This window comes from Rahnella laticis (assembly GCF_015644585.1).
GTDB classification, from domain to species: domain Bacteria; phylum Pseudomonadota; class Gammaproteobacteria; order Enterobacterales; family Enterobacteriaceae; genus Rahnella; species Rahnella laticis.
On sequence record NZ_JADOBI010000002.1, the window covers coordinates 50608 to 70238 of the forward strand.

The 19631-nt window shown below is 54.9% G+C and carries 23 protein-coding genes and 1 pseudogene; 6 read left to right on the forward strand and 18 right to left on the reverse strand.

Annotation, left to right across the window (positions count from 1 at the left end; genetic code table 11):
• Window positions 1-64: 64 nt before the first annotated feature.
• The 6 genes from flgG to flgB are packed head-to-tail and all read right to left on the reverse strand — an operon-like array spanning window position 65 to window position 4290.
• Window positions 65-850: a flagellar basal-body rod protein FlgG gene (gene flgG / locus IV433_RS03460; RefSeq protein ID WP_195813023.1), complete on the reverse strand. Its 786-nt coding sequence runs from the start codon at window positions 848-850 to the stop codon at window positions 65-67.
• Between the two features lie 12 nt (window positions 851-862).
• Window positions 863-1594, reverse strand: a complete 732-nt coding sequence (locus tag IV433_RS03465) for a flagellar basal body rod protein FlgF (RefSeq protein WP_195813024.1) — start codon at window positions 1592-1594, stop codon at window positions 863-865.
• Window positions 1595-1604: 10 nt separating this feature from the next.
• Window positions 1605-2795: a flagellar hook protein FlgE gene (gene flgE, locus IV433_RS03470; protein ID WP_195813025.1), complete on the reverse strand. Its 1191-nt coding sequence runs from the start codon at window positions 2793-2795 to the stop codon at window positions 1605-1607.
• 14 nt (window positions 2796-2809) lie between these two features.
• Window positions 2810-3484 (reverse strand): flagellar hook assembly protein FlgD, encoded by a 675-nt coding sequence (gene flgD, locus IV433_RS03475; RefSeq protein ID WP_195813026.1) that lies wholly within the window; start codon window positions 3482-3484, stop codon window positions 2810-2812.
• Between the two features lie 2 nt (window positions 3485-3486).
• Window positions 3487-3912: a flagellar basal body rod protein FlgC gene (gene flgC / locus IV433_RS03480; RefSeq protein ID WP_195813027.1), complete on the reverse strand. Its 426-nt coding sequence runs from the start codon at window positions 3910-3912 to the stop codon at window positions 3487-3489.
• A 3-nt stretch (window positions 3913-3915) separates the two neighbouring features.
• Complete coding sequence (flgB, locus tag IV433_RS03485) at window positions 3916-4290, reverse strand: flagellar basal body rod protein FlgB (RefSeq protein ID WP_195813028.1); 375 nt, start codon at window positions 4288-4290, stop codon at window positions 3916-3918.
• 44 nt (window positions 4291-4334) lie between these two features.
• Between flgB and flgA the strand changes: the two are divergent.
• The 6 genes and pseudogenes from flgA (at window position 4335) to IV433_RS03515 (ending at window position 8207) form a co-directional block, all read left to right on the forward strand.
• Window positions 4335-5161, forward strand: a pseudogene (gene flgA, locus IV433_RS03490) (flagellar basal body P-ring formation chaperone FlgA).
• A gap of 135 nt (window positions 5162-5296) precedes the next feature.
• Entirely contained in the window at window positions 5297-5581 is a 285-nt protein-coding gene (flgM, locus tag IV433_RS03495) for a flagellar biosynthesis anti-sigma factor FlgM (protein WP_195813030.1), read from the forward strand.
• Between the two features lie 39 nt (window positions 5582-5620).
• On the forward strand, window positions 5621-6076 hold the full coding sequence (gene flgN / locus IV433_RS03500) for a flagellar export chaperone FlgN (protein ID WP_195813031.1): 456 nt from the start codon (window positions 5621-5623) through the stop codon (window positions 6074-6076).
• Window positions 6077-6089: 13 nt separating this feature from the next.
• A complete protein-coding gene (locus IV433_RS03505) occupies window positions 6090-7184 on the forward strand; it encodes a CDP-glycerol glycerophosphotransferase family protein (RefSeq protein WP_195813032.1) in 1095 nt (364 codons plus the stop codon).
• 260 nt (window positions 7185-7444) lie between these two features.
• Window positions 7445-7801: a toxin-antitoxin system TumE family protein gene (locus IV433_RS03510; RefSeq protein WP_195813033.1), complete on the forward strand. Its 357-nt coding sequence runs from the start codon at window positions 7445-7447 to the stop codon at window positions 7799-7801.
• Window positions 7802-7826: 25 nt separating this feature from the next.
• Window positions 7827-8207, forward strand: coding sequence for an HVO_A0114 family putative DNA-binding protein (locus IV433_RS03515; protein ID WP_195813034.1), 381 nt, complete (start codon window positions 7827-7829; stop codon window positions 8205-8207).
• A 13-nt stretch (window positions 8208-8220) separates the two neighbouring features.
• On the opposite strand, the gene IV433_RS03520 is transcribed toward IV433_RS03515, so the two are convergent.
• From IV433_RS03520 to IV433_RS26100, 12 genes are all read right to left on the reverse strand, one after another.
• The gene (locus IV433_RS03520; RefSeq protein WP_195813035.1) at window positions 8221-9435 is read right to left on the reverse strand and encodes a CDP-glycerol glycerophosphotransferase family protein; all 1215 of its coding nucleotides are present in this window, start codon (window positions 9433-9435) and stop codon (window positions 8221-8223) included.
• A gap of 36 nt (window positions 9436-9471) precedes the next feature.
• A complete protein-coding gene (locus IV433_RS03525) occupies window positions 9472-9888 on the reverse strand; it encodes an adenylyltransferase/cytidyltransferase family protein (protein ID WP_195813036.1) in 417 nt (138 codons plus the stop codon).
• Window positions 9885-10823: a tRNA-ribosyltransferase gene (locus IV433_RS03530; RefSeq protein ID WP_195813037.1), complete on the reverse strand. Its 939-nt coding sequence runs from the start codon at window positions 10821-10823 to the stop codon at window positions 9885-9887. The genes IV433_RS03525 and IV433_RS03530 overlap by 4 nt, the downstream gene beginning before the upstream one ends.
• A 60-nt stretch (window positions 10824-10883) precedes the next feature.
• Complete coding sequence (locus tag IV433_RS03535) at window positions 10884-12329, reverse strand: glycosyltransferase family 2 protein (protein WP_229893194.1); 1446 nt, start codon at window positions 12327-12329, stop codon at window positions 10884-10886.
• Between the two features lie 15 nt (window positions 12330-12344).
• On the reverse strand, window positions 12345-12791 hold the full coding sequence (locus IV433_RS03540) for a flagellar FliJ family protein (protein ID WP_195813038.1): 447 nt from the start codon (window positions 12789-12791) through the stop codon (window positions 12345-12347).
• 32 nt (window positions 12792-12823) lie between these two features.
• A complete protein-coding gene (gene fliI / locus IV433_RS03545; RefSeq protein WP_195813039.1) occupies window positions 12824-14143 on the reverse strand; it encodes a flagellar protein export ATPase FliI in 1320 nt (439 codons plus the stop codon).
• Window positions 14136-14855: a flagellar assembly protein FliH gene (gene fliH / locus IV433_RS03550; RefSeq protein ID WP_195813040.1), complete on the reverse strand. Its 720-nt coding sequence runs from the start codon at window positions 14853-14855 to the stop codon at window positions 14136-14138. The genes fliI and fliH overlap by 8 nt, the downstream gene beginning before the upstream one ends.
• A gap of 3 nt (window positions 14856-14858) precedes the next feature.
• Window positions 14859-15902, reverse strand: a complete 1044-nt coding sequence (locus IV433_RS03555) for a flagellar motor switch protein FliG (protein WP_195813041.1) — start codon at window positions 15900-15902, stop codon at window positions 14859-14861.
• Window positions 15868-17520, reverse strand: a complete 1653-nt coding sequence (gene fliF, locus IV433_RS03560; protein ID WP_195813042.1) for a flagellar basal-body MS-ring/collar protein FliF — start codon at window positions 17518-17520, stop codon at window positions 15868-15870. Before fliF ends, IV433_RS03555 begins: the two co-directional genes overlap by 35 nt.
• A gap of 9 nt (window positions 17521-17529) precedes the next feature.
• On the reverse strand, window positions 17530-17871 hold the full coding sequence (gene fliE / locus IV433_RS03565; protein WP_195813043.1) for a flagellar hook-basal body complex protein FliE: 342 nt from the start codon (window positions 17869-17871) through the stop codon (window positions 17530-17532).
• Window positions 17872-17883: 12 nt separating this feature from the next.
• The gene (locus IV433_RS03570) at window positions 17884-18924 is read right to left on the reverse strand and encodes a sigma-54 interaction domain-containing protein (RefSeq protein ID WP_195813497.1); all 1041 of its coding nucleotides are present in this window, start codon (window positions 18922-18924) and stop codon (window positions 17884-17886) included.
• Between the two features lie 300 nt (window positions 18925-19224).
• Window positions 19225-19629, reverse strand: a complete 405-nt coding sequence (locus IV433_RS26100; protein WP_229893195.1) for a hypothetical protein — start codon at window positions 19627-19629, stop codon at window positions 19225-19227.
• Window positions 19630-19631 lie beyond the last annotated feature (2 nt).

Genomic DNA, 19631 nt, shown 5'->3' on the forward strand with positions numbered 1-19631 from the left:
ACGTGATCCTTCCAAATATTGTGAATGAACAGGCTTTCCCCCCGCCGCGGGGGGAAAGTCAAAACTACAGTTGCTGGCTGATGAATTTCAGCATGTCGTCGGCGGCAGAAATCATCTTGGCGTTCATTTCGTAAGCGCGCTGAACGGTGATCATTTCCACCATTTCTTCCACCACCTGCACGTTCGATCCTTCCAGCGATCCCTGTTCCAGCTGGCCGAGCGCATCTTCGCCCGGCACGCCTTCTACCGCTTCGCCGCTGGCAGCCGTTTCGCGGTAGAGATTACCGCCCGTGGCTTCCAGACCGGCCGGATTGACGAAGTTCACCAGCGTAATCTGGCCGACTTCCACCGGATCGGTTTCCCCGGCGACCGTCGCTGACACCGTGCCGTCCTTGCCGATGGTCAGGCTTTTGGTCTGATCTGGCAGTTCAATCTGCGGTACCAGCGGCAGACCTTGTGCATTGGTGAGCGTGCCGTCGTTGTTGATTTTCAGGTTGCCCGCGCGGGTATAAGCGATATCGCCGTCCGGCGTTTCCACCTGCAAAAAACCCTGTCCGGTGATGGCGACGTCCAGTTCCTGCGAGGTCACCTGAATGTTGCCGGTGGTGAACTCTTTCTGCGTACCGAGGATTTTCACCCCGCTGCCGAACTGAATGCCGGTAGGCGTCATATTATTCTGATCAAGCTGCGTGCCCGGCGCGCGCACGTTCTGATAGAACAAATCCTCAAACACCACGCGATCCCGTTTAAAACCTGTGGTATTGACGTTCGCCAGGTTGTTGGAAATGGCACTCATTTTGGCGTCCTGCGCCGCCAGACCGGTTTTACTGATCCACAATGCTGGGTTCATTAACGTTCCTTATTAACTGCCACGGATCAGACGGTTACCCGCCTGTGCCAGGGTTTCTGCGGCTTTCATCATTTTGATCTGCGCCTCGAACTGACGATTCAGGGAAACGGTGGACACCATTTCGGTGATTGCCGAAACGTTGCTGGTTTCCAGATGCTGACCGGCGACCTGCACGGTTTCCGCGCGCGGTTCGGTTGCGCGGTTAGAAACCAGCAGACCATCGTCATTTTTACGCAGCCGGTTCGCCGGAACGTCCACCAGCTTGATGCGGTCAACGTCCTGCGAGGCCATGAAATCGCCGTTGTCCGGGATAATCGTGATGGTGCCATCCTGACCAATCGCCATTGACGAAAACGGAGGCAGCTGGATCGGGCCCGCGTCACCGAGCACGGCGAGACCGTTGATGGTCAGATTACCGTCGGTGTCCACGTCGATATGCCCGTTACGGGTATAGGCTTCACGGCGACCATTTTGCAGGGCAATCAGGCCGTCGCCTTTAATGCCAATATCCAGCTGGCGTCCGGTTTCCTTGAGCGCGCCGGGGTTCATGTCCACGCCGCCGTTTTGGGAATTCACCATGTACCGGCTGTTGTAACCATACCCGTTGACCTGCTGGCTTCCGGCCCGCTCCAGATCGGCGCGGAAACCCTCGGTATTCGCATTCGCCAGATTGTTGGCATGAATGGTTTGCTGCGTCAGGCTGCGGGTCGCGCCGCTGACGGCGGTATAAATCAGGTGATCCATGACTCTTCCCTTACAGCGCCTGGAACAGCGCGTTCATCATGCTGTCGTTGGTGGAGATCACTTTGGTGTTCGCCTGATAGTTACGCTGCGCAGTCATCAGCCCGACCAGTTCGTTGGTTAAGTCCACGTTGGAACCTTCCAGCGCGCCGGATTTGATGGTGCCGTTCAGACCCGCACCGGCCGCCGCCAGCAGCGCAGTGCCGGATTCGCTGGTTGAGGTCCAGGCGGTACCGGAAGTTGATGCCAGCCCGTTAGGGTTGCTGAAACTCGCCAGGACTAACTGCCCCTGCAACATACGTTGGCCGTTGCTGTACGTGGCATAAACCGAACCATCGGCGTCAATCTGCTCGCCGGTTTTCTCACCTGCGGAATAGCCGGTGGCTTTGTTTTTGGAAACCGAGAACTCGGAGCCGTACTGGCTGGTACCGCTGTAATCGAGATCGATAGAAAGGCCCGCCGCGCCGCCGATATCGGCTTGCAGATTCACTTTGTCCGAAGGTGTCTGCAAAACGCCCTGCTCGGTGAAGGTCATTTCAGTCGGTGCGCCACCGTTAAGCGGCTCACCGTCCATGTAGTAATAAGCTTCCCAGGTGTTGTCGTCTTTTTTGACGAAATACTGTGACAGGCTGTGCTCGCGGCCCAGTGAGTCGTAAACCTGCGTGGTGTAAGTGTTGTTGTAAGATTTCGCGTCGGCCGGGTCGAACACATCGCGTTCCGGTTTTTCAGCACGCGCGTCAAGGTTGGCGGCGAAATCCAGCTCATCGGTGGCTTTCGCCGGAATCGAACCGCTCTTCACCTGCAGGTCAGTCACCGTACCCACCTGCAATACGCCGTTGGCATCTACCGGATAACCCTGAAGTTTCATCCCGTTCTGATTCAGATAGCCGTTGGTATCGGTAGTCATGTAACCGGCGCGGGAGTACGTGGTGTTGCCATCGCTGTCGCGCATAACAAAGAAACCGTTGCCGGAAATCGCCAGATCCAGATTGCTGGCAGATGCCTGAATGCTGCCACCGCGGGTAATGCTTTGTGAAACCTTGCTGACGTTCACGCCCATTGCCTGAGAATCGGCATACATCGCTGAAAACTCGGCGCGCATGGATTTGTAACCAATGGTGCCGGAGTTGGCGATGTTGTTACTGATCGAGTTCAGCTGTTCGGTAATGGCGTTCAGGCCGGTCGTTGCAATGTTAAAACTCATTTCGCTTTATTCCTTTAAGCTGTTGCGGAGGCAGAAGGCTTACCGCCAAACTGACTGACTTTGTAATAAGGGACTTCACCGAGCCCCGGAATGTTCAGGAGTGCCGCGCCGCCTTCCAGCGGGATACGGACGTTATTGACCGTGCCGGCAATCTCAATCGGCACCGTTTGTTCGCCGGTATCGGTCACCACCGATAACGTATATTTGCCGGGTTCCAGCCCCAGTTCTTCAGGATCGATAGTGAAATCCACCTGCCCGGCATCCTGCGCACCGAGATCGATAGTTTTCTCCACGCCCGCAGAATCCTTCACCGTCACCGTGACATTGGTCGCGGCGTGGCCCAGTGTCAGACGGCCATCAATGGCCTGTTCACCCATTTCAATACTGTCGCTCTGAACCATGACCGTCTGACCCACCAGACCTGCGGTAGTCAGCACCTGAATGTTGTCTATTAAGGTGGCGTTCTGATTCATCAGCGCCGACATGTTTTCCATCGACTGCACCTGAGACATCTGCGCCAGCTGGCTGACATACTCGGTGCCGTCGGTCGGATTGAGCGGGTCCTGATTTTGAATCTGCGCGACCAGCAATGTCAGAAACAGGCTGCTCATATCCCCGGCGCTGCTGTTCGCACTGACGTTGTCATTGTTGTAGGTACTGGCGTTACTTTGAATTCCACTGACGCTCATACTTATCCCTCACCTAATTTCAGAAGGCTCTGCTGCATACTTTTGACGCTGTTGAGCACTTCGACATTGGTTTCAAAATTACGCGACGCCGACATCATGTCGGCCATTTCTTCCACCACATTCACATCCGGGTAGAACACGTTGCCCTGCGTGTTAGCCAGCGGATTTCCCGGTTCATGACGCATCACTGCGCCGCCGGTTTCCACCACGTCCAAAACCTGAACGCGCGCACCACTCATTGCCCGGTTGCCCATCAGTTCACTGTTCTGATACACCGCCGCAAACACCGGACGACGTGCCTTGTAGGTGGCGGCCTCCGTTGCTGCCGGGGATTCCGCATTCGCCAGGTTGCTGGCAATGGTATTAAGGCGCACGGTTTGCGCCGTCATTGCCGACCCTGATACCCGGTAGATATCGCTAAATGACATTTATTACTTCCCTTCGATCGCTTTTTTCAGGCCGGTAATTTTCGAATTCAGAAAAGCCAGACTGGTCTGGTAGTCCAAGGTATTTTTCGAAAACTCGGCTTGTTCCACATCCAGCGCGACGGTATTTCCGTCCCTGGAGGGTTGATTTGGCACGCGATATTTCACCTGCTGTGTGTCCGCGAAGCCGCTCTGCGCAATGCTTTTTGACTGCATTTGCGCAACTGACCGTTGCATCTCACGGGCAAAATCAATATCTTTAGCCTGGAAATTCGGGGTATCCACGTTGGCAAGGTTTGCCGACAGCAGCTCAGCCCTCGCAAGACGAAGCTGCACCGCGGCAGGATGAACACCTAATGCCTTGTCAAAACTAATCCCCATGATTTCCTCCTCAATGCTCTCATCGATACACGCGCATTAAGCAAATGGCGTGCCAGTTTTTTAACTTACTGAATTCGATGAGGTATCTATGTTTTTCCCCGGAATTAAGCGGAAGGAAGTTTTCCGCCTCAGCGGTCTTTTCCTGCTGTGTATTGCCGCCCTTCCGCCTGCCGTGGCTAACCCCAATGCCAGCGCCCCCAAAGGCACGGCCCGCAAGCAGATTTACCAGCAGGCCGTCACGGCGGCGACTGCAGATATCAGCCGCGTCGCGGGTCAGAAAAACTGGAAGGATTTTCAGTCGAAACTGAACGTGTTTGTCCCGGCAGAAGTCAGCCGTTTTCAGCCCTGCGCCCGGCCCCTGACAGTTGCGATGCCGCAGGGTGACCGGCTGGATCTCGCCCGTCTGCGCTACGATATCCGTTGTCCTGCTGCCAATGGCTGGGAGATTACCGTGACCGTTAAACCGGATATTTATGTGCCGGTGGTCGTCGCCAAAAATACGCTTGAGCGCGGCAACAAAGTCGGCCCGAACGATATCGAAATGAAAAAGCGCAACATCAGCAGCAGCCGTAACGGTTACCTGACGGATCCGGATGACGCGGTCGGGCTGACGGTGAAAAAACGCATTCGCGACATGCAGGTGATTGTTCCCTCACAGCTCGAAAGCGAACTGCTGGTCAACCGCGGGCAAAAAGTCATCATGATTGCGGAACAGGACGGAGTGGAAGCCCGCATGACGGGTGAGGCGATGAAAAATGGCCGCAAGGGGGACATGGTGAAAGTGAAGAACCTGAGCAGCAAAAAAACCGTAACGGCGGTGGTGGACGGCATGGGTGTGGTGCGGATGTTGTACGCGCCCGGCCAGTCATAACCGGCGGCCTGCAAAAAAGTGAAAATTTCCGCCGCGGAATTTAAGTTTCCGCCTGGCGGTGTCGCTTCTTTCTGGTAACCGGCTTATGCCCTGTCAGAACAGGCCCGGAAAACATCGCACAGCATCGAGGTTCCTATGAAAATTAACGCCACTCAGCACACTGCCGCCACTGCGCCACTGCAAACGACGAAGGAAACGCGCAATGAAGCAGCGACCTCCGGCAAAAAAGCAGCACAGCCGCAGAATGTGCCTGAAACCCGCGACAGCATGATGATCAATGAAGCGAAAACCCAGCTGCACGCGATGCCGGACGTGGACATGGAAATAGTCAGCGCGCTCAAGGCAGCCATCAGTCAGGGAAAACTTCAGGTGAACTGCGACGAACTGGCGCAGTCCATGCGGGATTTCTTCCGCTCTTAAAAATCAGAGTTTTGAAAATCAGAGTTTTGAAAATCATTCATGAACAGTGAAAGTCACAACGGCCAGAACGACAAGACCACTTTAATCAGAGGTCTGCTGGCCGGGATCGTCCACGACCACGCACGTTATCAGCAACTCAGCGGTTTGCTCGAACAACAGCGCGACGCCATGATCGCCTGCCAGGCCGACACCGTCACGGCGGTCAACGAGGCACTGATGGTTTGTTATCAGGCGCTGAATCAGTCCGCCAGCCAGCGCTATCGCTGCCTGAAAACGCTGAGGCTTCCTGCCGATACGCGCGGCGTAGATTTCCTTTTTTCACGTCTGCCGGAAAATCTCGCCGGCCAGACACGCGGGCAATGGAAAGCGCTGCAACAGCAGGCGCAGGCATGCCAGGCGTTGAATGAACGCAACGGATTGCTGCTGACCATGCAGCAGGAAATCATGCAGCCGCTGGTAAAAACCGGTCAGGCTGATTTCCTGTATTCCCGCTAACAGGCGGCGAAAAATGACGATCACACGTAAACCTGTCGGCTTTTATATGGAAACCTCATTTCACTTTGAGGTGTACAAAAACGTTATTGCCGCCCTGCAGGCACAAAATATCCCCTGCGCGCTGGTGATCAGCGACGTCATTGAAGCGACTTTTGTCAGTGAAATGGTCGGCTATTTGCAAAAACTGCAACGCACCGATTTACCTTTGCTGCGCGTCTCGGTTCTGACCGGAAAACCGTCACAACTTTCCTGCCTCGTCAGCCCGTATTACACGCCACTGCTTAATAACCTTGCGCCGCTGAATGTCCGGGCACTTTACGGTCTGGCGAAAGACCGCTGGGGACACGCATGGTGGAATGCGTTTTATGACTGCGTGCTGTGTTATGCAGAACACACCCGTCAGCGCATCGATATAGGTGGCAACGCGGTGGTGGTCGGTAATCCGCGTTTTGATGACTGGCATAACGCGAAATATGACCGGTCTCTGGCAGAATTGCTCAACCGTCGCAAAAAACGTCCGACCTTGTTATATGCACCGACCTTTGGCGAATTATCCTCGCTGCCGCACTGGGCGGAATCGCTCAATGCGCTGCAAAATGACGTCACCCTGCTGGTGAAACTTCACCACGGCACGCTTATCCGCAGCGAAGAAGCGCCCTCCCGCGCACTGGTGCAAAAATATTTTCGCAAAAATCTGGTCAGCCACGCGTCCACCTTTAGCCTGCTGGAAGCCGCGGATATGGTCGTCACTGACAACAGCGGGTTTATTTTCGATGCAATTCATGCGGATAAAAAGACCCTGCTGCTGGGATGGAAAGGTCTCGGCAATTTACTTCACGACAACCGCACGTTGTCTGATGTTTACAGTACCGATCAGACCGTACGCGAATTCCTGCCACAGGCCGCTTCGTTGCCGGAGTTGCGCCGCGCGCTCAGTGAAGAAACCCTCTGGCCGGAGCTGAGTGATTACCGCCGGAACGTCTGCGATGCATTTCAGGACGGCAATGCCGGAAAGCGTGCAGCAAACGAAATTATCCGTTTGCTGGATGATGCACAAAGACCCCAGCGTAATTTTCTTCTGCAAAGCCTGCGGGAACGGTTGTTCTGAAACCGTGCTCAGCCTGAAATCCCCTTCTTAACAGACGGGGATCTCCCCTCCTTCTTCCAGTCTTGTGCACTTCCTTCCATCAAAAAATGTCTCACTTCCCGGCTTTTCAAATCACCGTAATCCATTGCGCAACTTGTAAAAACTCTCTGAACTTAAGATTGTGATGCCCGATGTTCTGGCCGATAAAGACGCCTTTATTAACCGGCTTGATAGTTCGCCTGAATGAGATTATGATCAGGTCATAAGGAAGTCTGTCATTGATGGATCATGGATTAGAATTGCTGCTGAATCTGCATGGCGTGAAGTTTACTTACCGGAACGGTTACTGGTACGAAATCATCGCCTATCAGGTTGCAAAAAGTTTGCAACGCCCGCACGGGATCCGCTATTCACTGACCTTGCACGATCGTCACTGCCAGCGCATTTTCGGCCTTGATAACTCGCATGCGTCGGTATCGGACAAGTCGGGGCCTGGAAAGAAAAAGCGGCTAGAGTGGGATCATATTCACCCCGCTTTGAACCTTAAAGGAACGGCTTATCAGTTCGTGAATGCGCAGCAGTTGATTGATGATTTTTTTAAAGCCGTAGATTTGATTCTGGGTGATTTCGCCCGGTAATAAATGACAAGGACATAAAGGACTTATGAAAGCACTGATCGGAATTATGCCGGATCACATGTTTCGACAACGGATTATGGCTGTCGTAAAAGGCGAATATGTACCGGAAGAAAACGCCCCTAAAATCTGGTTCACTTCCCTGCTGGCGCTTGGCCAAATCCTCAGTAACGAGAATATCGAACTCCTGAGGATGATGGCGCGCGAAAAACCCGAAAGCCTGTCTGAGCTTGCCAGGCTTGCCGGTCGTAATATCAGCAATCTTTCTACAACGATGAAAACGCTGGAAGGCTATGGTTTCGCTAAAAAAGTGAAAAGTAAAAATACCATTATGCCGGTTGCCGTTTTTACAGATTTTGAAATCCGGGTTGAACAATTCCCGCCTCAGGAAAAGAGCGAAGCGGCATAAGTCGCGCCGTTCTTCACTCCACTGCAAACGTCGATGATTCCCGGCATTTCTCATCCAGGATTTTAAGAATTTTGTCATGCAGCGCCGGGCTGGCTTCGCATTCGGGGAATAACCTGCCCGCCAGCGCCTGACGTCCCGCCTGTTTAGTGTCTGCGTTCAGCGCCTCACTCAAGATTTCCCCGAGATTATCCAGCGTAAAGAGATAGCGAAAGTCTTCGTCGCCCGGCAGCAGGCTGTAATCTGGCTCGAAAAGCTGGTGATCTCCGTGTCGGATATCCAGTGTCAGCACCGGCTTTCCGGTCAGCAGAAAATCAAACATGATCGAGGAATAGTCGGTGATCAGCGCGTCAAACTGCGAGAGATACGGGTAGACATCCACACCGGCGTGCAAAATGTGCAGATGATCGACTTGTTTCCCCGCGGGTTGCGCCTGGTACACATACAGCGGATGCACTTTGTAGAAGATTTCGAGGTCATGTTTACGGGCATAGGTCATCAGCCGGACCAGAAATTTGGCGTCGCTCAGCACGGTGTTTTTCCCGCGCTGCCACGTCGGCACCAGCAGCACTTTCCGCCGGGAAGATGCCAGCGCTTTTTGGGCGCTTTCCGGCATCACGGCGTCGATCATTTCGCCCGCCGTCGCTGGCCGCCGGATGACATCATTACGAGGGTACCCGCCGCGCAGCAGTGTCCTTGCGCCAAAGACATGGTGCCAGTAAACGTCAAGTTCAGGCGAAGTGCTCAGCACATAATCCGCACGCGTCGCCCAGCTGACCGGGCGTAAAAACGTTTCATCCTGCGTGGACAGATAAGGCAGCAACTGCAACAGCAGTTTTTTTACCGAAACGCCGTGCCACAACTGAATATGTACCGCGCCGCTCAGGCAGGAAAACAGGGGCAAATTCCCTACCAGGCTCTGGCTCGGATTGACGCAAAAAACCGCCACCGCCGCATGCAGCAGCAAATCAACGGAGCGGTCGTAATTTTCAGTCAGATCAAAACACGGCAGCTGGTTTTCGCGCAGGCGCTCAATCAGATGCGTTTCCGTACTCACCCAAATGACTTCGGCATCTTTGCAGCGCTCCACCATGTGCAGAAAGAGATATTTGCTGTTATCGCAAAAAGTTTCCCGGCCAAAAAACAGCACGGTGCGGCGCTTCGGCGTGCGCTCTGATACCGCTTTCATCATCGTGCCAAATTGCGTAAGTACAGCGAGTTCCGTAGACATTTTTCCCCCGGAATGAGCGTGGATGTTGAGTGAGGATCAGGTAATCGCCTTCACCACTTCGATGATCGACGTGGTCGAAACGGACGGTGTGCGGGCGAAATACACCACCTCGCACAGGTCTGAAAAATGATCGAAACGCCCTTTCCAGTCGTCTCCCATCACCAGAATTTGCGCCTGATACTGACGCAGATAGCCAGCTTTAGCTTCCAGTGACTCCTCCAGAAAGACCTCACTCACGCCTTTGATCTGGCTGACGATCGCCATGCGTTCCTGCTGGGAATACACCGGAGCACGCTGTTTTTTCTCGATATTCAGGGCATCAGAAGAAATCCCGACGACCAGACGACCGCCCAGCGTGCTGGCGCGTTGCAAAATATTCAGATGACCGATGTGAAACACGTCGAACGTGCCAAAGGTGATCACCGTTTTAGAGGCGTGATGGTCGGTTTTCATGACAGCAGAGACAGCCCCATCAGCAGCGGATCGGCACTCAGTGCGGCGGAATCACGCTGCAAAGCGGTGCGCCGCCAGTCGGCAAATAACGCCGGAACATTGTCTTCGTCCGGCGGGCAGTCGCTTTGTGCCAGCAGGCTGCACAACACATTCAGCGAGAAATAATCGACGCACAGCGACATAAACGCATGGCTGTAATTTTGCGGGTCGCGGCCCGGGAATACGTCGTGGTAACAGCGGTAAATAAAGTAGTTCGTCCACAGCGACGGGTGCACTTCTGCAAACAGCGCCAGGCTGTTGTCCTGTTTAATTTCATGCAGGCTGTCGGTCAGATAATCATCAGATAACACGTTCAGTTCATTGAGTTTGAGCGTCAGCGCCATCGCGCTGAGCGGATCCAGCGCGGCATCCACCGGTTGCTGGCTGATATGCCGTAATTGCTCAAGTTTGTAGGTTTCAATTTCCGGCAACTGCCGGAACTGCTGCCTTAGCGCGCCGTTCTCCACCATTTCCAGCAGTTGCTGCCAGCATTCGCTGACCGCATTCAGATCATTATCACCGGCGACGCGCTGCATTTTGCTGAGGAAAACCCCCGTGGCGTACAGCTTTTCTTCGGTATTGAGCTCACCGCAAATCAGCAGATTGATGCAGCCCTGGTTCACCGCGCGGTGCCAGCCGGACAACGGCTCCATCGCCCCTTCCTGCACGGGAATTTTCGCACTGTGCAGCACAAAAGATTGCGGATCGAGCAACATGTCGCGCGCGACGTGGTCACATTCCAGCCGTGCGCTGTGACGGCTTTCGTTCGCCCAGTTCAGCTGGCTCAGCGCCGGTTCTTTCTGGCAACTTTCGCAGGTGCAAGGCGTTTTCATTTCATGCAGACGCAGGACAAATTCCGGCGAATAACTGTCAATCAGGGGAGTTTCAGTTTTCAAAATGCTTTCCGTTTTCATAATACTTTCTGTTCTGACATCAGAAGTGGCTTTGATGAAGGGCTAACCGGCCTGAACCTTGCGGAAGAATTTGGCGGTAAGATCTTCGCCGTTATCGCCTTCACGCCGGTAGGCAAAGCCCGGATACAGCGCCAGCCAAAGGCCGGTTTGCATCAGCGGCAGCCAGTGAGAATCGAGCGCAAAATCCGGGTTATCAGGTTGTTGTTCCAGCCCGAGAAGCCCCTCCGAAAGGTTATCGATGAGCTGGCCGTAATACGGCTGATTCACGGCGTAGGCCACGGCCTGCCCGGCTTCAAGCGCACGGACCGTTCCGGGTAATGATTTGAGCAGATGCAGGCGGTGCAGGTTGCAGCCGAGCAAACTCACGCTCCATTCAAGCTGCTCCATCGCCTGTAGCATCCGGTTAATATTGGCCACCGTTTTTTCCTGCCGGACCAGACTGAGACGGTCATCGAGCAGCAGATAATTCGGCCAGTTTTCGGCCTGCGCTTTTTCCGCCACGGCTTTATGGCTTACCGCCAGCGGTTCTCCGGCGAGTCCCGCCGGCCAGATTTCCAGCTGTTGCGGGCTGACGCCGAGACTCAGCAATGTCTGGCAAAATGCCTCCCGCGTGGCGTCATTGCCGGACAGCGAATTCACTACGATGCGGCTGAAAAAGCCCCAGTTAATGATGCTTCTCACCGGAGCCTGACTCAGCCGCTGATAGTGTTTGCGCAGCAGGCCATCGCCGACGATATCGCTGACAGTCGCGTCCACCGCCTCGCACTGCCCCATCAGGAAATCTTTATCAAACGTGTTGCTGCTGTGGGAGACGCACAAAATCGAGCGCATTGGATCCAGCTGTAAAACCGGCACGCTAAATCCGTTGAGGAAACCTTCTTCCTCGCCGAGATTGGCGGAATCTTCGTAGCGGTGTTTTTTCAGAAAGTTGCGGTGATAGGCAAACGTCCCGTTCAGCGCGTGATGCGTGCCAAAGGCCTGCGTTTTATAGATCCGGTCGATGTGGCTGTACCAGATAGGGATCTGGTCGCATCCGGCAAACAGCGCGTTATGCCGCTGCATCTCGCCAATTGTGTAGCTGATTTTATCCGGCGGATAATAATCATCGTCGTCCATACAGATAATGTATTCGCCCTGCGCCAGTTCATTCAGACGGTTACGTTTCTCGCCGAGATCCAGATGTTCGCTGACGTGGTAGTAGCGGATGGGATTGTCGCGGTTTTGCGTCCGGTTAATCTGGTCGACCAAATCCTGACTGCTGCGCGCTGAATCATCGAGGATCACCAGTTCACGACGGTCAGCCGGGTAATCCTGATACTGGAACATGTAAATCAGATAAGGCAAAAACGCGCGGCGTTCCCAGGTTGGGGTAATCACGCTGACAAAAGGCAATGCAGCCTTCGCATCGGCATGTTTCGCCGCTGAGCGGGCAAGCAGACCCGATATCAGCGGGCTGGCAGTCCTGTTTAACGGAGTCTTTTGCATCATGGATAAACCTGCCTGTCAGCGCTTACGGCGGTTGTTGCGGTTACGCAGCCAGCTTTGCAGCGCCAGCCCGTCGGTATTTTTCTGTTCCTGCGCGCCACGTGCTTTCGCCAGCGCTTCACGTTGCTGTAACAGCACCAGATCCACGGTTTTCTCACGACACGCTTCCACGGTCAGATCAGCCTGCAATTCGCGCGCGCGCATGTCCGCCAGCGCCTGTTCCTGTTCCTGCCAGGCGATCACGCGCTGAATATTGGCTTTGTAATGCATCTGGTTCATCCGCTCCACGGCTCCCTGATTTTGCAAAAGTCCGTCGTGGCACAGCGCATTCAGTGAATTAATATTGTTTATATAACGCTGGCAAAGCTGTTTTTGCCGCGCAAGCTGACCGGTCAGTTCATTCACGGTGCGTTCGCGCATCTGGCGCAGCTGTTCCAGCACGCCGATAGTGTTGACGGGTTTCATGATCTTCCCTGCGGGTTAAACATCGTTAAAAATCAGGCACGGCTCAGCGCCTCAAGTTCGGTAATGCACTGCGGGATCTCCGCGCAATGCTCGACGTCCTGACTCAAGTATTGCGTCACCGCCGGGCTGAGACGCACGGCGCGGTCAGCCTGCGCATCGGCACCGGCCACGTAGCCGCCCAGCGGGATCAGCGGTTTGATCGCCTGGTAATCGGCGTACATTTGTTTGAATATCCGCGCCGCCTGCTGATGACTTTTTTCGGTCACCTGGCTCATGCAGCGGCTGATCGACTGACCAATGTCGATGGCCGGATAATGCCCGGCTTCCGCCAGATGGCGGCTGAGAACAATGTGGCCGTCGAGCACCGCACGGGCGCAGTCAACAATCGGATCCTGCTGATCATCACCTTCCGCCAGCACGGTATAAATGGCGGTCATCGAGCCGTTGCTTTCGCTGTTTCCGGCGCTTTCGACCAGTTTGGGGATCACGGCAAACGCTGACGGCGGATACCCTTTGGTAGCCGGCGGTTCGCCCAGCGACAGCGCAATTTCACGTTGTGCCATGGCATACCGCGTGAGGGAATCCACCAGCAACAGAACGTCTTTGCCCTGATCGCGAAAATAGGTGGCGATGGAATGACAGATTTCCGTCGCCTTGATACGCATCAGCGGCGATTCATCCGCCGGCGCCGCCACGACCACGGATTTCGCCATGCCTGCGGATTTAAGCGCGTTATCGATAAACTCTTTAACCTCACGGCCACGCTCGCCAATCAGCCCTACCACCACCACGTCAGCCTGCGTGTAACGGGTGATCATACCGAGCAGCACGCTTTTCCCCACGCCGCTGCCCGCCATCAGCCCGACGCGCTGGCCTTTGCCGATGGTCAGTAAGCCGTTAATGGCGCGCACGCCGACGTCCAGGGGTTCATGCACCGGTTTACGGGTCAGCGGGTTAATTTGTGGCAGCTGTAATGGCAGCGGCGTGTCGCCGCCCAGACGGCCTTTGCCATCGATCGGCTCGCCCAGCCCGTTCACCACGCGACCGAGCCATGCATCGCCTACCGGCGGTTCGCTCTCTTTTTCGGAAGGAAAAACCCGCGCGCCGGCAATCAGGCCGTCGGGGTGTTTAAACGGCATCAGAAAGGTGATTTCGCGGTCGAAACCCACCACCTGTGCATCAATCATTTCGCCGTCAGCCTGTTCGACCTGACAACGCTGGCCGATCGCCAGACGGCAACCGACACATTCAAGCAAAATGCCGGTGACGCGGGTCAGGCGTCCGGCAACGCGCGCCAGATTAATGCCTTCGAGCGACGCCAGCGCTTTGTCGAAATCGGTCATTTCACTCATCCGCGTTTTCCGTCGCGGTCAGGGTTTGCGTCAGTACGTCCATGCATTGATCGAGACGGTGCGAACAGCCGACATCCATGTCGCTGGTGTCTGTTTCTACCCGGCATTCGCCCGGCTCCAGCGATTCGTCAGCCACCATGCCCCACTCAGCCACTTTCTGTGGTTCGGCCTCGCTGATGCGGGCGAATTCCAGCGGGTTGAGCGACACTTTCAGCCGCGAAGGCGCTTCCGGCAGGCTGCTCAGCGCTTCGTCCACCAGCGCCAGAAGTTGTGTAGGTTGCAACGCCAGTTCGCAGCGGATCACCTGTCGTGTCACTTTTTCTACCAGTTGCAAAAGTTCGGTGCGGCGGCGCTGTTCATGCTCGTCCAGCACCTGCTGTAACTGCTGGCTGAGCCCGGCAAAAGGCTGCGATGCCTGTTCAAACAAATGGCGTCCGGCGATTTTTCCTTCGCTGCGGCCTTTTTGCAGACCGGCGTCATAGCCCTGCTGATGCCCGGCCTGATAGCCTTCTTCGCGCCCCTGTTCCAGCCCCTGCTCGTAGCCGTTGTTCAGCCCTTCCTGAAAACCGTTCATCAGCTGTTGCTGATATTCCGCCGGATCCAGCGATGCACCGCCGTGCGCCATTTCACCGTGCCGGTTTTTACGCAGCGGCGGGAAGGTGTGAACACGGACGACGCCGTGGCGGGGGATCGTGTTGCGTTTGAGCGTCATGCTTTACTCCACGGTTTGTTCGGCAAACAGCTGCACCTGAATTTCGCCCTCTTCGGCGAGTTCCCGCACCAGCGACATAATTTCTTTGCGCACCTGTTCGATGCGGCTCAGCGGCACCGGCCCCAGACGGTTGGTGGTGTTTTGCAACAGCTGGGCCTGCCGTTTTGGCATGACGTCATAAATCGTGGCGCGCAGAACCGGTTCGGTTCCTTTGAGCGCAACCGCCCAGTCTTCCATCGGCACTTCGTCAAGCAGACGTTGCAGCGTGACCGGCGTCTGTCGGCTGAGGATAAAGAATTCGTACATTTCATCCTTGAGCGCATCCACGACGTCTTCGTCACGGGCACGCATCTGATCCAGCAATTCCTGCTGATTTCCGGCGATGCGGTTCACGATGTTCGCCGCCTGCCTGATGCCTTTCACTTTCGAACCGTGTTCAGAAAGTACCGCCACGCCCCGTTCAATCAGACGATCCAGCTCATCAACCACGTCGCGGTTAACGTCATCGAGACGCGCAACGCGGAACAAAATTTCTTCTCGACGTGAAGCGTCAAGGTGCGTGAGCACCAGTGCCGCAACATCCGGCGGCAGAAAGGCGAGGAAAACGGCCTGTAACTGAAGGTGTTCCTGTTCGATCAGCGCCGCGAGCTGCGGGGTATCAACCCACTGCAGGCGCGCCATGCGATAACGGATTTCATCGCCGTAAATCCCGTTAATCACGCTGCGGGCAATTTCACCGCCCAGCGCTTTCTCCAGAATCCCTTTCAGGTAGCTGCGCGACGCGCCGTTAATTCCGCTTTGCTCGCGGTATTCCTTGAAGAAATGGTTCAGCGCATCCCGTGCCTGCGTCAGTTTGACGTCATGCAGGCGCGCCATGGTTTCACTCAGGCGCATCACTTCTTCGCGGGTGAATTTCTGCATGACCGTCGCTGCGGCTTCTTCTCCAATGCTCAGAAGCAAAATAGCGGCCTGTTCCAGGCGGGTTCGCCCCGGATTGTTGCTGCCTTTGCCGCTAGGACGATTTGGTGCTGCTGGTGCTTCGCTCATTGCTGCTGATCCATTGTTTAATGACTTCGGCTACCCGGTCGGTCTCACTCTGGGCAAGCATCTGTAGGTATTCGATTTTGGTTTCCAGCCCGGAACTCTGGGCCGGTAAGTTATCGTCGAGTTGCAGCGCGCTGCGCGGCAGGGCGTTGTTCAGCGTGGCTTCATCGCCGGATTTAGACTCTTCGCCGGTGTCATCGACGAATACGCCGTCGGCCAGCATTTCAGGCAAACCGTTGCCAACACCCGGCTGTTCCGGCCTGCGTGCCACACGGCGTAACAGCGGCAAAATGCCAAAGAGAATGACCAGCAAACCGAGCAATCCCATACCACCGCGTTCGGCCCAGTTCATGACCGCCGGTTTTTCCCACCATTTCAGTACCGGCTCTTCGAACGTATCGCGCTCGGCGAAATTCATCAGGCTCAGGCTGAGCACGTCACCGCGCTGCGCATCAATGCCCACGGCGTTGGTCAGCAACTGGTTCATGGCGGTTTGTTTGTCGGCGTTCCAGCCCGCCAGCGCCGGTGCGGCTTCGTTAAGCACCACGGCCACGGAGAGTTTTTCCAGCTTATAACCCGGATGGCGCACGCTGCGGATATCGCGGTCATAGGCAAACTGGCGCTGCGCCTGATTGCGGCTGGTTAAGCCCTGCGGATTGGTATTGGCGGCGGGCGCGGCGTTGGCGGGCCGGTTACTCAGCGAGCCCGGAATGCCAATCGCCATTTCGTCAGTGGTATTTTCCTGTTGCAGGCTTTCTGAATTCACGCGCGGTTCGCCGAGATAGCGCTCCTGCGTTTCCTCAATCTGGCTGAAATCCACCTGCGGCACCACGCTCACGCGGAAGTTGTGCGCGCCAACCACGGAAGTCAGCAGATTTGCCACGTTGCGTTCGGTTTGCTGGCGGATGTGCTGCACGCGTTCGTCGATACGTTTACTTCCGGTGACGGCGCTGCTGTCTTCCAGATCAGCGCTAAGCAGTTGCCCCTGCTGATCGACCACGCGCACGTTTGCCGCGTCCATGCCCGGCACGCTGCCCGACACCAGATTAACGATAGCCCCGACCTGTTCCGCGCTGAGCGTCTGTCCGTACTTCAGACGTACCATCACCGACGCGCTGCTTTGCGGGCGGTTACTCAGGACAAACGAACTGGCCTCGCTGATGCCCAGATGCACACGGGCGCTGCCCACGGCGTCAATCGCCATAATGCTCTGCGCCAGCTCACCTTCCAGACTGCGACGAAAACGCACGTTCTGAACGAACTGGCTGCTGCCGAGCATTTCTTCTTTGTCCATCAGCTCGTAACCGGCAGGGTGCAGCGCCGCAATGCCTTTGGCGGCCAGCGCCATGCGCGCCTGCGGCAGTTTGCCTTCAGCCACCAGGATCTGGCCACTTGCCGGCTCAATCCGGTACGCGATTTTCTCGCCACTGAGGACTTCAACCACCTGCGCGACAGGGATGTTTTCCTGCGAGCCAAACAGCGCCGTGTAGTTCGGGCTGCTGCCCCACATCACGGCCACAATCAGAGCAGTGACCAGTGCTGCTCCGCCCGCCAGGACGCCCCACTTACGCAGGTTTTCGACCGGCAGTCGGCTCAGTTTGAGTTTCAGTTGTTCAAGCACGGTCTGTCCTTACAGCGGAATGTTGATCAGTTCGTCGAGCGCGGACGTCAGCTTGTTGCGAACCTGCATCATGGCCGAAAAAGACACGCTGGCTTTCTGGCTTTCCAGCATCGCGCCGGTCAGGTCATCACTTTCGCCCATTTCCACCGCGCGCTGTTTTGCGCTGGCGACGTGCTGCTGCTGGTCAACGCTGTTAATCGCGTTATCCAGCACATTGCCGAAGGAGACTGTTTCCGCCTTTCCGGTGGCGGGCGCAATGACCGGCGCGCCTGCCTGTGCGCTGATGCTTTGCATCTGCGAAATCAGCTGGCGCTGCGTCTGTCCTATGCCAATGGCATCAATTTTGTTCATGTGAAATCCGTTTTATCCGTGCGAATTAGGCGAAGTCGTACAAAAGCCCAGGTCAAAACCCTTCTGGCGCATGGAGGCCAGCCGGTAACGCAGCGCGCGCGGCGTGATCCCGAGAAACTCGGCGGTGCGGGATTTGTTGCCTTCGTGGCGCTTAAGTAAATCAACGATGTACTGATATTCCGCCTGACGTCCGCGCTGTTTTATGTGGCGCGGTGCGGCGGTGGAAGGGGTGCCGGCACAGACCGGTGAAACGTCACCGGCAACGCTCAGGCCGAATGACTGCGCGCAAATATCGCCACCCGGTGACATGATCAAGCCGCGCTGAATCACGTTTTCCAGCTCACGCACATTGCCCGGCCATTCGTGCTGCTCAAGTGCGATGCAGGCATCCTGCGTCAGACGTACCGGCGTCTGGCTGAAAGACGGGTATTTGCGCATGAAAATCTGCGCCAGCGGGATGATGTCTTCAGGGCGTTCGCGCAGCGGCGCGATATGCATCGGCACCACAGAAAGGCGGTAATAAAGATCCTGACGAAACCGCCCTTCGGCGATTTCTTTTTCCAGATCTTTGTTGGTAGCGGCAATCAGACGGATATCCAGAGGGATACGTTTATGGCTGCCGAGGCGCTCTATTTCCTGTTCCTGCAACACGCGTAATAATTTGGCCTGTAGCGCCAGAGGCATATCACCGATTTCATCCAGCAATAAGGTTCCGCCGTTCGCCATTTCAAATTTCCCTGGCACGCTATTAATGGCACCGGTAAATGCGCCTTTTTCATAACCGAATAAAATCGCTTCCAGCATGTTTTCAGGAATAGCCGCACAGTTCACTGCGATATAAGGCGCATCTTCACCAAAGGCGTTCAGGTGAATATATTTTGCCACACACTCTTTGCCGGTTCCTGTTTCACCGGTGATCAGAACGGGCACATTAAAACGGGAAACACGCTTCGCCAGGCCGAATACATTAATACTCGACGGCGAACAGGCGACATATTTACTGTCGTAGATATCGCTCTGCGGAGAGTCATCCTGTTGTAACATTCGGGTCATCATCAGTGTGGTCCCAGTTAATATGCGCGGATTAGCATTGATTCTGAAAAAAGCTGTGGCGCAATAGTCAAATATCACCGATGAAAAATGGCTGAAGAGATGACTCTTTTCAGCACAAAACTTACCGGCCTGTTCATCAATACTCTGATTAGGTAGAAATCACCGCAGCACCATTTCACCGGTATAAATGCGGGATGAGATTGATAATTTCAGCGGAGTATACGGAAATGAGGGCCGGGCGCGAGGTTTAATCAAGTATTAAAATATAAACCTATTAAAAACATCGTGTTAAACATAAATTTAACCATTATTAATGACATTTAAATAAGCCATTAATAACTCAAACAGGGTTGCGAGACTGTACAAATACGGGTTTAATTCATCTTCGAAAAAATGGCCACCAGAAATATGCTGATACGGGTCATCGATGAAAAGCGACAAAAAATATTCAGCACTTAAATTCTTTTCAAAAAACTCTGGAATAAATGATTCCCAGCATGAGAAAGACAGGCAATGCAAAATAAAATCCGGATATACAACAAAGACAACTTGCCTGAACTGACAGAACTCAAAGCAAATAAGCTGGGTCGCCCGTGGCATAAAGTCCCGCAGATTTTTAACGAACGCTTCGACCTGATTGATGCACACATCAGTATTTATTTTTTGAAAAAATTCCGGGTCAATATCGCCCTGAACAAGATGCATTT

What these genes read in the sequence shown, in the direction of transcription:
- flgG (WP_195813023.1), bottom strand. Translation starts at nt 850, where the DNA reads ATGAACCCAGCATTGTGGATCAGTAAAACCGGTCTGGCGGCGCAGGAC.
- IV433_RS03465 (WP_195813024.1), bottom strand. Translation starts at nt 1,594, where the DNA reads ATGGATCACCTGATTTATACCGCCGTCAGCGGCGCGACCCGCAGCCTG.
- flgE (WP_195813025.1), bottom strand. Translation starts at nt 2,795, where the DNA reads ATGAGTTTTAACATTGCAACGACCGGCCTGAACGCCATTACCGAACAG.
- flgD (WP_195813026.1), bottom strand. Translation starts at nt 3,484, where the DNA reads ATGAGCGTCAGTGGAATTCAAAGTAACGCCAGTACCTACAACAATGAC.
- flgC (WP_195813027.1), bottom strand. Translation starts at nt 3,912, where the DNA reads ATGTCATTTAGCGATATCTACCGGGTATCAGGGTCGGCAATGACGGCG.
- flgB (WP_195813028.1), bottom strand. Translation starts at nt 4,290, where the DNA reads ATGGGGATTAGTTTTGACAAGGCATTAGGTGTTCATCCTGCCGCGGTG.
- flgM (WP_195813030.1), top strand. Translation starts at nt 5,297, where the DNA reads ATGAAAATTAACGCCACTCAGCACACTGCCGCCACTGCGCCACTGCAA.
- flgN (WP_195813031.1), top strand. Translation starts at nt 5,621, where the DNA reads ATGAACAGTGAAAGTCACAACGGCCAGAACGACAAGACCACTTTAATC.
- IV433_RS03505 (WP_195813032.1), top strand. Translation starts at nt 6,090, where the DNA reads ATGACGATCACACGTAAACCTGTCGGCTTTTATATGGAAACCTCATTT.
- IV433_RS03510 (WP_195813033.1), top strand. Translation starts at nt 7,445, where the DNA reads ATGGATCATGGATTAGAATTGCTGCTGAATCTGCATGGCGTGAAGTTT.
- IV433_RS03515 (WP_195813034.1), top strand. Translation starts at nt 7,827, where the DNA reads ATGAAAGCACTGATCGGAATTATGCCGGATCACATGTTTCGACAACGG.
- IV433_RS03520 (WP_195813035.1), bottom strand. Translation starts at nt 9,435, where the DNA reads ATGTCTACGGAACTCGCTGTACTTACGCAATTTGGCACGATGATGAAA.
- IV433_RS03525 (WP_195813036.1), bottom strand. Translation starts at nt 9,888, where the DNA reads ATGAAAACCGACCATCACGCCTCTAAAACGGTGATCACCTTTGGCACG.
- IV433_RS03535 (WP_229893194.1), bottom strand. Translation starts at nt 12,329, where the DNA reads ATGATGCAAAAGACTCCGTTAAACAGGACTGCCAGCCCGCTGATATCG.
- IV433_RS03540 (WP_195813038.1), bottom strand. Translation starts at nt 12,791, where the DNA reads ATGAAACCCGTCAACACTATCGGCGTGCTGGAACAGCTGCGCCAGATG.
- fliI (WP_195813039.1), bottom strand. Translation starts at nt 14,143, where the DNA reads ATGAGTGAAATGACCGATTTCGACAAAGCGCTGGCGTCGCTCGAAGGC.
- fliH (WP_195813040.1), bottom strand. Translation starts at nt 14,855, where the DNA reads ATGACGCTCAAACGCAACACGATCCCCCGCCACGGCGTCGTCCGTGTT.
- IV433_RS03555 (WP_195813041.1), bottom strand. Translation starts at nt 15,902, where the DNA reads ATGAGCGAAGCACCAGCAGCACCAAATCGTCCTAGCGGCAAAGGCAGC.
- fliE (WP_195813043.1), bottom strand. Translation starts at nt 17,871, where the DNA reads ATGAACAAAATTGATGCCATTGGCATAGGACAGACGCAGCGCCAGCTG.
- IV433_RS03570 (WP_195813497.1), bottom strand. Translation starts at nt 18,924, where the DNA reads ATGACCCGAATGTTACAACAGGATGACTCTCCGCAGAGCGATATCTAC.
- IV433_RS26100 (WP_229893195.1), bottom strand. Translation starts at nt 19,629, where the DNA reads ATGCATCTTGTTCAGGGCGATATTGACCCGGAATTTTTTCAAAAAATA.